The organism is Flagellimonas crocea (assembly GCF_033441595.1).
Classification (GTDB): Bacteria; Bacteroidota; Bacteroidia; order Flavobacteriales; family Flavobacteriaceae; genus Flagellimonas; species Flagellimonas crocea.
The window spans coordinates 61,552-74,283 of sequence record NZ_JAUZVX010000002.1 but is presented as its reverse complement, the minus strand read 5'-3'; the positions used below and the strand labels follow the sequence as shown (position 1 = coordinate 74,283).

9 protein-coding genes are annotated in these 12,732 nt (G+C 40.9%); 3 read left to right on the top strand and 6 right to left on the bottom strand.

From position 1 onward, the window contains the following. The 3 genes from SD449_RS05510 to SD449_RS05500 form a co-directional block, all read right to left on the bottom strand. Nucleotides 1-3,522, bottom strand: coding sequence for a TonB-dependent receptor (locus tag SD449_RS05510; protein ID WP_166250125.1), 3,522 nt, complete (start codon nt 3,520-3,522; stop codon nt 1-3). Nucleotides 3,523-3,584: 62 nt separating this feature from the next. Continuing rightward, a complete protein-coding gene (locus SD449_RS05505) occupies nt 3,585-4,763 on the bottom strand; it encodes a FecR family protein (RefSeq protein ID WP_166250124.1) in 1,179 nt (392 codons plus the stop codon). A 154-nt stretch (nt 4,764-4,917) separates the two neighbouring features. Further along, nucleotides 4,918-5,472 carry an RNA polymerase sigma factor gene (locus SD449_RS05500; RefSeq protein WP_166250123.1) on the bottom strand — a complete coding sequence of 185 codons (555 nt, stop codon included), beginning with the start codon at nt 5,470-5,472 and terminating at the stop codon, nt 4,918-4,920. Between the two features lie 1,167 nt (nt 5,473-6,639). Between SD449_RS05500 and SD449_RS05495 the strand changes: the two genes are divergently transcribed. Continuing rightward, nucleotides 6,640-8,082 (top strand): ATP-binding protein, encoded by a 1,443-nt coding sequence (locus SD449_RS05495; RefSeq protein WP_166250122.1) that lies wholly within the window; start codon nt 6,640-6,642, stop codon nt 8,080-8,082. A 293-nt stretch (nt 8,083-8,375) separates the two neighbouring features. Continuing rightward, nucleotides 8,376-8,735: a hypothetical protein gene (locus SD449_RS05490; protein ID WP_166250121.1), complete on the top strand. Its 360-nt coding sequence runs from the start codon at nt 8,376-8,378 to the stop codon at nt 8,733-8,735. Nucleotides 8,736-8,913: 178 nt separating this feature from the next. On the opposite strand, the gene SD449_RS05485 is transcribed toward SD449_RS05490, so the two are convergent. Further along, nucleotides 8,914-9,087, bottom strand: a complete 174-nt coding sequence (locus SD449_RS05485; protein WP_318309277.1) for a hypothetical protein — start codon at nt 9,085-9,087, stop codon at nt 8,914-8,916. 155 nt (nt 9,088-9,242) lie between these two features. Here SD449_RS05485 and SD449_RS05480 point away from each other — a divergent pair, with 155 nt between their 5' ends. After that, a complete protein-coding gene (locus SD449_RS05480; protein WP_318309275.1) occupies nt 9,243-10,478 on the top strand; it encodes a site-specific integrase in 1,236 nt (411 codons plus the stop codon). 89 nt (nt 10,479-10,567) lie between these two features. Here SD449_RS05480 and SD449_RS05475 read toward each other — a convergent pair whose 3' ends face one another. Together SD449_RS05475 and SD449_RS05470 are read right to left on the bottom strand one after the other, a co-directional pair. Next, nucleotides 10,568-12,133: an outer membrane protein assembly factor BamB family protein gene (locus tag SD449_RS05475; protein WP_318309274.1), complete on the bottom strand. Its 1,566-nt coding sequence runs from the start codon at nt 12,131-12,133 to the stop codon at nt 10,568-10,570. A gap of 44 nt (nt 12,134-12,177) precedes the next feature. Next, nucleotides 12,178-12,723, bottom strand: coding sequence for a hypothetical protein (locus tag SD449_RS05470; protein ID WP_318309273.1), 546 nt, complete (start codon nt 12,721-12,723; stop codon nt 12,178-12,180). Nucleotides 12,724-12,732: the final 9 nt, after the last annotated feature.

Genomic DNA, 12,732 nt, shown 5'->3' with positions numbered 1-12,732 from the left:
TTAGAACTTAAGGTTTACGCCCATGGTAAAGGATTTGGTCAATGGGAATGCCCCATAGTCCTCCCCAGGTGTCAAACTGTTCGTTGTAATACTGCTCACCTCTGGGTTATAGCCAAGATAATCGGTTATGGTAAAGAGGTTGGTGGCGGTAACATAGAACCTAAGTCTCTGGATCTTACTTCCAAAAAAATTATCCGTTGGCAGCGTATAACCCAGGGTCACGTTACGCAAACGTACGTAAGACCCATCCTCAACTTGAAAAGAAGAGGGCCTGTTATTGTTCCCATGGTTCCCGGACAATCTATCCGCCCTGGGAATGGACCCGTTCCCCGGGTCGGAAGGGGATCTCCATCGTTCGTTGAAAACTGCGTAGGAATTGAAATTGGCCTCTCCGTTCTTCATGTGCCGGGAGGTCAGGTTCAATATTTCATTGCCCTCCGTTCCTTGAATCAAAAAGCTAAAATCAATATTTTTGAAAGTCAGTCGATTGTTGATACCCCAAATAAAATCAGGGAAATAACTACCGGTAACGGTCCTGTCGTCCGGGGTGATCTGTCCATCCCCGTTGATATCCTTGAACCTAAAGTCACCCGGTGCTGGATCGGGAGCTTGGGTATCGACCGGTGCATTGGCGATTTCCTCTTGCGACTGATAGATACCATCTACCACATATCCATAATAACTGCCGATAGGATCCCCTACCTGGGTGACGTGCCTTACGCCTGCACTTCCAGAAGAAAATATGGGCTCATTGTCTACATTCAATGACAGCACTTCATTTTTATTGGTTGCAAAATTGACATCCGTATTCCAAGTGAAGTCGCCAACAAAATTCTTGGTGCTCAGGGCGATTTCAAAACCCGAGTTTTTTACTTCTCCCAGATTTCTCAAGTTGGTCTCAAATCCAGATACGGAAGAAATGGCCACATTCAACAATAAATCCTTTGTGCGCGTATCATAATAGTCCGCCAAAACGAAGACCCTGTTATTGAACAAGCCCAATTCGATACCTGCATTGATTTGCTCGGATTTTTCCCAAGTTAAGTTAGGATTGGGTATCGTACTTTGAACCAGTCCATTGATCTGGTTGCCCCCGAGATTATAGTTTTGAGGCGCAAGAAGCCCTACGGCACCGTAGTTGGGAATCTCAAAGTTTCCGGTCTGGCCCCAGCTTAGGCGGAGCTTTAACTCAGATATGGATTCTGAATCCTTTAAAAATGTCTCCTCGTTCAATCGCCAACCTACAGAAAAGGATGGGAAGTAGCCGGTCTGATTATTTTTACCAAATCGTGAGGACTTATCTGAACGAATCGTTCCAGTGAACAAGTATTTGTCCTTGTAACTGTAATTCACCCTAAAAAGGGCAGACAATAAAGACCATTGTTCCTGGATAGAGGTTCCGCCAAATACCTGACCTCCACTTATGGTCGGGACCAAATCATCCGGGTAATTATTGGCAAGTACCTGTTTTAAGGTCAGGTTATCCTTTTGCGCGGTATAACCGAGTACCGCATCCACGTAGTGATCGCCGTACTCCTTTTTAAAATTCAATGTATTTTCCCAGAGCCAATTGGTCTCTGTGGAAGAGGACGCTTGACCGTAAGGGTTACCATCCGCTGAATTTCGGAACAATAGGGAGCTTGCCCTATAAAAATCTTGGTTGAAGAGATTGATATAAACACCTCCAAAGGTTTTAAAACTCAATTCCGGCAGGATGTCATAGGTCAATCCAAGGGTTCCCCTAGTCTGGAATTGGAATATCTGGTCATCCACAGCCTCTATGATAGCCAAAGGGTTACTAGCCGTTGTGGTACCACCGCCCAAATACGATTGATTGTTCAATTGATTGATCGTACCATCTGGATTGTAAGGGCTTACGGTTGGCGAGTGTACGATACCGGAATAAACGATTCCCGGAGGGGTTGCAAAATAAGGTGCAGAAGCCGGTACCCTTTGATTTTCGGTCACTGTTGGGGCCAAACGCACATCCAAGTTCAATTTTTCCGTCAATTGGGAATTGAGATTAAGCAAAACTGTATAACGCTCAAACTTTGCCTTATCAATAATTCCTGTTTGTGAAAAATATCCTGAGGAAAGATAAAAACTGGTCTTGTTCCGTATCGGTGAGGCATAGGAGAAATTATAACTCTGTACAATACCTGTTTTAAAAAGTAAATCTTGCCAATCTGTATCCGTGCCATCCCAGTTGATAAAGGATTCAGGCATTTCGTAATTGGTGTTACCTCTGTCTCCAGGACCAATGGGGTCATCTATGGACGCTCCGTCCACCGACTGAAGATAGGCGTTGTTTCTAGCATCCCTTGTAAAGTCGATCAACTCCGGTGCGTTCATCAGATCAAGCTTATTGGCCACAGATTGGAGGCTTAAGAATGAATCAAAGGAAAACACCCCTTCATCTCCATTAGAACCTTTTTTGGTGGTAATCAATAATACCCCATTGCCACCCCTAGAGCCATAGATAGCAGCGGCACTGGCATCCTTCAAGACCTGAATGGACTCAATATCGTTAGGGTTTAGCGTAGCCAGTGGATTAATCGTTGGTGGCTGAAAGGCCGATCGCCTGTTTGACACCCCACCCAATTGGCTGGAGGAGGTAAGGTTCCGTGAAATAGGAATCCCGTCCACAACAAACAGTGGGTCGTTTCCCGCTGAAATGGAACCTGAGCCCCTTACCCTGATATTGGGAGCGGCACCGGGCTCTCCTGATACCTCTTGTACTTGAACACCGGTCACTTGACCGATCAGTGCTGCTTCTGGTGTGAGGGCAGGGACCTCAGTAATCGTCTCGGAGCTAACAGAAACCACTGACCCGGTAACTTTCTTTTTTGCCAAAGTACCGTATCCGACAACGACAACTTCTTCCAAGGAGGCAGCGTCCTGTTCCATATTCACGGTGACCGTGGAAAGTCCCGCTACATTGACCTCTTTGGACTTATATCCAATATAGGAGACTTGAATCACCGTTACTCCTGAAGGCAAGGTAATTTCAAAATTACCGTCAAAATCGGTGGTAACGCCCACAGTGGTTCCCTTTGCGATAATACTGGCACCTGCAAGCGGAATTCCAGACTCATCCAATACAAGCCCCTTCAAAGTGGCTTGTGGGTTTTCCGTTTCTATCTTTCGTTGTGGAACAAGATTTGGCACGGATGGTTCGCTTTTTTTTATGACGATCTGCCGGGCAATAATCTTAAATGTAAGGTCTGTATCCTTAAATACTTCCTTAAAAAAGTCCTCTACACAGAGGTTTTTACCAAGAACGGTCACTTTTCGGTCCAGATCCACCTCCGAGGCCTCATAAAAAAACTTGTAGCCCGTAGTCTTGGTAACCGTCTCAAAAACTTCACTCAGTTTGGTATCGAAGAAGCTTTTGTCCACTTTGTCGTACTGTGCACAGGAAGCTGCATTTACCTGACCGAAAATAAAGATCAGGAACAAGCTGTACAGCATTTTTTTGCCCAATTTCGGCAACGATGCACCTATTGTTATGGTTTTTTTCATAATTGAATTAGTGTAGTTAGTTAGTAATTGTTTTTTGGTCATTGGTTTTTACTTCATAGGCACTATTGTTTATGAGGTTCGTTTATTATTATCATTTCATTTTTTACATCGTAACTAAAGTGGGTATGCGCCTGTATGGTTCTAAGGACACGATCAATACTTTCTTCATCGAACATACCGGTGAAGCGTCTCTCCTCAAGTTGTTCAAATCTGTTGTCTATCTGGATACCATACTGTCGTTCCAATCTTTTGATGATTTTTCCCATTGGCTCATTCTCAAAAACAAGGATTCCCTTGGTCCATGAGATATAGGGGGAAACATCAACATCTTCGATAAGAAATTCGTTCCCTTCCCCTGGGATACTGGAGGCTTTTTGGGAAGGTTTTAGCATTTGGGGGCCCTCTAAGGACTCCCTAAGGTCAGTGCCTACCCCAACTGAACCTTCAACCAATACCACTTCATTGATGTTATCTTCTGGGTAAGCCGAAACGTTGAAAATGGTACCATAGACCTGGGTATACATTTTGGAGGTCCGCACAATAAATGGCTTATTTGGGTTCTTGGCCACCTGAAAATAGGCCTCTCCTGTTACAAGCACCTCTCTCCGGTCAGCACCTTCAAAACTTGATGGGTATGTCATGGTCGAGCCCGCATTGAGCATTACAACGGAACCATCGTCCAGTGTTACCGATAGACGCTCCCCTATGGGCACACTTAAAGTGTTTTTGCGTGTAGGCCCACTGGTTTTTCCGTTGTCCCTTTGTGTCAACACCCCGTTAATCACTGAGACCTCCGTAGTTCCATTTTTGCTTTTTACGGTATTGTTTGATGATGGTTTCAAGACCAGTACCTCTCCATTGTCCAGTTCCAAGGTAATCTGGTCGGGACCTACATTCAGAGGAACCTTTTCAAATAGTTGCTGATTTAGAAGAAAGTATAATGAGGACCCCAAGAAAATAACCGCAATTGCAGCATATTTCCAGAGGTAAGGACGGCTGTAAAGTCCTTTCACCTTTCCATTTTCCTTGCTCTTAATGGTATGCAGGAACTGCTCAAAGGCCACCTCGGTATCCCATGGCCTAGCCTCGTAATTGACCAGATAGTCGGCTTGTACCAACTTTTTAAAGACTTCTTTGTTGTTTCCTTTCTTTACCCATTCATATAAAATGGCCAATTCTTCCTGGGAAGCCTCTTGGTTGATATACCTAGTGATGATTCTTCTAATATCAAGTTTGGTCATTTGATGTATTTTGTCACTTTATTAAGAGACGTAACTTTTTCAAAAAACCCTTATAGAAATCTAAAATTTTAACATTTTAAATGGAGAAAGTACATATATAACCCACTTATTGTGGAAATCCAACCACGATAAAGCAATAATGGAATGGTGAAAATTAGAGTAAACTGGTGAGCTGGGCCCTAAGCCGCTTCATGGCTTTGGCCATATGTACTTCCACGGTCTTTATGGAAATTTGAAGTTGTTCGGAGATTTCTCGGTACTTAAGACCCTCTCGCTTACTTAGGATGAACACTTTCTTGCACTGTTCGGGGAGGTTGTCGATTTCCTTTTCAACTTTCCTGAGCCTTTCTTCGAAAAGGGAGGTATCCACATCGGTGAGATCGAGATAAGCCTCCTGTTTTAATTTCTCGAGCAGCTTAAATTCCTTTTTTCTCTTTCGTTGTACATCGATGAAAAGGTTATAGGCCACTTTAAATAGGTATCGCTTAAGTTTGTTATCCTCGACCTGTAACTTCTCGCGATTGTCCCATATCTTGATAAAGGTTTGTTGGGCAATATCTTCGGCAACCTTTGGGTTTCCGGTAATTGCCGACAGATAATTACAGAGTTCTTTATGGTATAGTGTAAATAGATGCTCATAGGCAGCCGTGGAGCCTCTTTTTAAATGCTCCAATAGATAAGATTCTTTGGTAAAGCTATGTCGATCCATTTTTTCGCCTTTCTTTTAAGCGCTCCTGTTCCGGTAAGGTTTCGGTGCAATCGAATTCTTACTGTTTGCACGGAACGCTTTGTTTCATAACCTAAGACCTTTACATCGATATTCTCGACCGGCTTAAATCATAAACGAAAAATGTGCCTTATGAAGAAGAGTCAATCCTCTTATTGAAACAATCTTTCAATAAACAGGAAAGGGCATTTCACAATAGCATGTGTTAAAAACCAATAATATTATTTCCAAAAAACGTTAACAAATTATAAAAAAATCTTTAAACCTGATTATTTTTTTGACTTTAATGTAAAAAAGCTATGGTCTCTTTGCCGATTCAGTAGTGGGCACCTGCGTCGAACAAGGAACTTCCGTTGAGCGACTCACATCCAGTATCGGTCGTTTGCCCGCTTCGGCCCTATACCCGTTTAAGAAATTGACAAAACCACCTTGGAATTCAGCCTGAATAGATTGTAAAAGATATTTGGAACCGGTACCGACCATCATCAACAGCTCCCACGAACTTAGTTGCGCCCATGCACATTTCACCCCGGTAAATCGATTTACGACATTCTAAAAGGAATAGTCAACCAAGTGTTCCCTGCATATTTTTTCCATGGGAACAATGCACTTTCAGTGTTGACCGTCAGCAGGAATCATGACAACAAGGAGGTGTCAAAGACAACAACAAGATGATATACACATGCCTTTTTTCATCAAGGGATAGTCCGTCGCTTCATGGACCCCATTAAATAGAAGGCAGGAATCTTGATGGAGCAGAAAATAAATACTAATGATCAAGGAAAGTATGCTCCTATGAAATCCAATCACTTTGGAAGGTATTTGAAAAGGCTCTGCAATGAGTCTTGATAAGATTCAAAGACCACATTGAAGTAGAAAATTGCCCTAGTTATAAAATTCTTTTTCATCTACTTTGATGGTGGTGTAGCCTTACCTCTTTTTAGGACATCGCTAAATTCATAAAACTATCATTAATCTCGACCGTTTCGGGAAAGCCTACACGGTTATATGAGCCGGTTGTACTTCATTGATAAATCTAAACCTTTTCTTACACCAATTTTATTCTAATCTAGTATGAAATGTACATATAGGTTGATTGTAATCTTCTTATTTATATTATATTTGCACAATTAAGATATTAAAACATTAATGGCAAACATTATTCCGACAGATAAAATCATAGAGCGCCTGCGTTATGAAAATCCGTGGTGGGTGACGAAAGAAATACCAAAGGCATTTAGTTCAATGTCCAAAAGACTCTATTTTAATCTTTTTTATCCTTTTGTCCTTGAAAGAAGTATCAAGAGAGCTTTAGTGCTAATGGGACCACGAAGGGTGGGTAAAACTGTAATGCTCTTTCATTGTATTGATGATCTGATAAAAGATGGAGTCAACCCTCAAAAGCTGTTCTTTATTGGAATTGATAACCCAATTTACGTGAATCTGGGCCTAGAAGATATTCTAACTCTTTGTAAGGAGTCCCTAACTCTTAAAAACCTAGATGGGTGTTTTGTGTTTTTTGACGAAATTCAATACCTAAAGGATTGGGAAAGACATTTAAAAGTACTAGTTGACTCTTACCCTGAAACAAAGTTTATAGTTTCAGGATCCGCTGCTGCTGCTTTGAGATGGCATAGTACAGAGAGCGGTGCCGGTAGATTTACGGATTTCCTTTTACCTCCATTAACATTTCAAGAGTACATTCATTTGAAAAACCTGGAACACCTTATTTATGATGGAGAAATCCAATACGGTGAAAAAGGTGTACCCTATTGCTTGGCCCATGATACAAAGGAATTGAACAAGGAGTTTGTTCACTATCTAAATTTTGGCGGTTATCCAGAAGTAGTCCTATCAGAAAAAATACAAAGTGATATGGGGCGATATGTAAAGAATGACATTGTGGACAAGGTGCTATTAAGAGACCTTCCTAGCTTGTATGGAATTAAGGACGTGCAAGAATTAAATAGGTTCTTTACCTATATAGCTTATAACACTGGAAATGAATTTTCCTATGAGACCATGTCCAAGGAAAGCGGTATTCAAAAGGATACTTTGAAAAAATATCTAGAATATTTAGAGGCTGCTTTCTTGATTAAAGTTCTGAACAAAGTTGGTATCAACGCAAAAAGGTTAAAAAGAATAACGAGTTTCAAAGTTTACCTAACGAATCCATCCCTTCGTACGGCCTTATTTTCTCCAATAACTGAAACTGACAGTGAAATGGGGAATATGATCGAAACGGCTGTTCTTTCCCAATGGATGCACCGTGAAAAATTGGACCTTACTTATGCTAGGTGGAAAGATGGTCGAAAAGAAGGAGAGGTTGACCTTGTGTTAGTGGATGACAGAAATTATAAACCTGTCTGGGGAGTAGAAATCAAATGGAGCAATAGATATTTTGATAAGCCTCAAGAACTAAAAAGTCTGATGAGTTTTTGTAGGGAAAATAAATTTGATTCCGCAGTAATAACTTCAATTGATCAATTGGGTCAGAAGGTTGTGGATAATTTAAAATTCACCTTTCTTCCTGCATCAATTTATGCTTATAATATAGGTGTCATTACCTTGAGAATGCGAACAAGTAATTAAAACAAACGTATAACATCACCTAAATGCAATATCATTCGAGATAATGCATTTATCCCAGCTGGTAAAGTTCAAATAAACGATTCCAATAAAAGCTGATTAAAAACAAAATGCAAAAACAAGTTTTTACAAGTGTAGTACTTTAACATGAAATCCTCTTCACTTCCTACTAAATCCACTTCAAATGATTTTGGGTTCAGAAAAACCCAGGTTTAATTTACATAATAGGATTGAACGTATTTAGCAACATTATTTGAGGGTATTTTTTTACATTTATAAAAATTCACTTATAAGATATGGCACTAAGTAATTTTTTTAAAATCAATTTACCCTATGGAATTAAGCGCAATGAAAACGGTCAATGGACTGCGTTCAATAGGGAATATAAACCTTTGGGTGAATATGATTCATTCAAAAATGTCCCTGATTCTGACTTTATGTATACTGATTATGGAAAATTGTCCGATAAGTTTTTGATGGATTTGGCGGATGATCCAAGCTCGGCCCAAATGGATGACAATAATGAAATACATAAGGTGTTCCTATACAACGATGCAACAAATCCTTCCAATAACCCCAATGATTCCAAATTATGGGACAACTATTTCGAAAAACTGAAGAAATTGGCAATTCTAAATTCAAAATTGGAGAACTAAAATTTAATTAGCAAGTGAAAAATTATAGGCTCAAATAAGGCATAAAAAATCCAATTCAAAAACATCTTTCATAAATACGTTTTTCGAACATTTAAATCACTAATTTGGAAATATTGAAACTAGACTCTTTTAATGCATTAAAATCCATCATTTTTTATGTTAAAAAAGTTAAATTTTGTTAAAAGGTGAGCAATTCGGTGCCTCCAAAAAATGACCCTCTGGGAGGCCCTGAAAAATAGGCTATTTTGGCAAAAAGTTCGAGTCCCGTCCAGACCGCTTGGATAGCGTTAAAGAATCCGCAAAAGCCTGTAAATGAATAATTTACGGGCTTTTTAATTTTATCTATCTCCAAAACTCACCAAATAATATCAAAAAAAAGGTGAGTCTAAATGTCTCTTTGAAAGACTCACCAACATCGCTATAATCGACTGTTAAAGAAATCTTTACGCCGAAATTTTAACATTTGGTTTTTATACCTTCCCCGCCAATCATTCAAAACCCTTGTCAATGTTTGGACCAATGAACATATTGTTCTATCCGAAAAAAATGGATTCGGACACCGATGGAAAAGTGACCATCTATACCCGTATCACCGTTAACGGAAAGCGCAGTGAGTTCAGCCTCCGCAGGAGGGTAGAGGAGCGCAAATGGGACCGAAGAGCAGGAAAACTCAGGGGAACGGCCCCAAAGGTCGCCAATTTCAACAGGTTCCTTGAAAACGTAAAAAACCGTTGTTTTGAGGTGTATGACAACCTGCTGAAGGAAGGGGAGGATATCTCTGCCACGATCGTCAGGGACGCCTATCTGGGAAAGGGGAAGAACCAGCATATGCTCCTTGAGATCTTCGATGACCACAACCGGGAAGTCGAAAGCTTGATAGGAAGGGGCTTCAGCAAAGGGACCTTACAGCGTTACAATGCAGCTAGGAGGCATGTTTACAATTATATCCAACATGCCCACCAAAGAAAGGACATCCCCGTTAAAAAGGTGGACCACAAGTTCATAACCGGTTTGGAATATTTCCTTAGGTCCAAAAAGAACTGTAACCACAACACCACGGTCAGGTACATCGTGAACTTTAAAAAGATCATCAGGATAGCTTATGCCAACCAATGGATCGAACGGGATCCCTTCTTCCATTGGAAGGCCAGTTGGAAGCATAAGGAACGGCAATATCTCACCCAAGAGGAACTGACCCGAATTTTTGAAAAGGAATTCGACATTGTAAGATTGCAGACCGTAAAGGATATTTTTCTATTCTGCTGTTATACGGGCCTGGCATTCGTCGATGTCGAAAAATTGAACAAGGACCACATCGTCAAAGACATCAAGGGCCAAAAATGGATAAAGACCCATCGCCAAAAGACCAAGGTATTGAGCAGTATACCCCTGTTGAGCATTCCAGAGGCCATCATTGAAAAGTATAAGGAACATCCCAGGGTGATGGCAAAAGGGACCCTGCTCCCTGTCTACACCAATCAACGGACCAACTTTTATTTGAAAGAAATTGCCGCTGGCTGTAAGATCAATAAAACCCTTCCCACACACTTGGCCAGACATACCTTTGCCACAACGGTGACACTTTCCAATGGCGTGCCCATAGAATCCGTCAGTAAAATGCTTGGGCACACCTCCTTGAAAACGACACAAATCTATGCCAAGGTTCTGGACAGTAAAATTTCAGATGATATGGAAAGATTAAAAAACGAGCCTGCTTTATTAGAGTTTGCCAAGTCAATTTGAATCTTTTTAATTCAATTTATAGGTTGTCTCCTGATTAAAGTTTCTTTTGGTCAATAAAACAAATGTCAGGTGCAATGTTATTATCAAAATTATTGCTTGGAAGTCGTTATTTGATATAAATCTATTACCAAAAGACGGTCTTCTTCAACACTATATAAATGATGACCCAGCAATCTTGTATTTCCATCTATACCCATCTCTGCAATTTTCCGGCCTTTATCATCGATTACTTGGGTCGTTCCATCCCTTTTAAGAAAACGGCAATCCTTCCATTTTAAATACTCTATATAGAATTCACTGGATTCAATTTGCCCTTCAGGTTGCAGTTCGGAATTCAATACAATTATGCTATTCTTTTTTGACAGGACGTGTACTTTTGATGAATCTGTTTCTGTCAAACTGATATAATGGTCGTCCCTCTCGATAAAAACTTGTTGCCCTATGAAATGAATCAAGCCTCCATAGGCCACTTCACTGAAAGGAATATTTTCCAAAACGGTCCCATTCTCCAAATCAAATCTGGAAATGCGATTAGAAAACAGCAACAAAAGTTCATTGCCATTAAACTTGGTCCCAAGAATATTGTCATCTTTTTCCTCCCCTACCTCTGTAAAGTACTTTTGCATCCCGTTTCCACTTTGGAATGCCGCGATAAAGGGGATACCCATATCAAGCTTTCGATTACCCATAAAGGCAAATCCTCTGTTCACCATGAACAATTGTTCCCCCTTTTTAAAGATTTCAGACTTGCTGGTCTTATCTTCAGGCAACTTGGCTTGCCATTTAAGCCCCCCTTTTAAATCCAACCTTACCAATTGCTCGTTGGACGCAAAGAATAGACCCAAACTGTCCTTAAGAACATTGGATGCAATATCCCTGACCAAGTCATGCCCTGTAGCCACTGCATAGGTCCCCGTTAGAATACCGGCCACGACTCCAAGCCCTGTACCCACAGCCGAAGCGGTATAATCTTTCTTCCCCGTTTTTGTATCATAATCCCACCCTGAACCATCATGAATGTTCAAGGTATGTATTCCACCTGCCACAATAATAAGGGCCTCTTCATCCAATTGATAGATATTGTTCCAGCCATATTCTCGGCTTATATATCTTTCCCAAATAACATTTCCATTTCGAAGGTCGATTCCTTCCAAAATTCGGGAATCCTTGTTGGAATTGGACAATCGATAACCAAGTGCCACTTTTTTCGTTCTGTCCACATAAACTATCGAGTTCTTAAGTTCCCATAGCTCTTCACCCGTGGCATTATCCAGGCAGAAAGTCTTTCCTGATTTTGTGATCAAAGTTACCCCTCCAAACTGTTCAATTTTATCCAACTGGTAATTCACCTTTTCCGACCATAGGACCCTGTTTGTCTGGGTATCATACCGTAAAAGGTTACCCTTATTATTGAGCCATTTTCCATTTTTGCTCAATCCCCGCAGTTGGATATCGATGTGGTTCGATAAGGTATCAATGGTGAAATCACTCACCCTATCCTCAAAAAGATATTCTTTGGCAAGGATGGGAGTGCCATCCCCAAGGTTCTTCCCTATTTTTTTATCCAATTCACTTTGGACCACTACACCATTTTGTGCGTTAGCGTGAGTACATAAAAGACCCATGATCACAAGAACAAGAAATTCGGTTTTCATTTTAAATAGTTTGGAAGTGGATAAATGGGATTTCAGGGTTGGTTTCATTGGTTTCTCACATTTATGGGTATGGAAAGGCCAATTGCTAATGCTCCAGCGTATTGTTCCACAGTGGGTTGGTAGTAATAACTCAACCCTATGTCAACACCATGGTTTCTTCCCAATTCAAACCCCAATGAAAAGGGTATGTGATAGACCAATCCCTTTTTTTCAATATCGGTAAAGTAAGTGAAGGTCTCAAATCTCCCCACTGAAACCCCCACCCCTAATTCAATATACGGGGCAACCCATGGAATCGGAGCTTTGACCCTCCCTTTTCCCCCGACCAGAATAGCACTTGAAGTGGCCTTTTCATCCGTTGGATCGTCATGGACATCCCTCCCCTTGGATTTTGTCAAAATAACCCCGGCATAAGGACAGACATCAAACCATGATGCCATCCTTACAACATAAGTTCCTTGAAGAAACAGCCCAGTGTCCACAATCTCGTCCGAGCTATTATATGGGGAGGACATTCCAAACCCTATCTCGACTTTGATAGCCTCTTTATGCCTCACTTGGGCGTTTAACCCCATAAATGCTGATAGCATAAGGAAGTT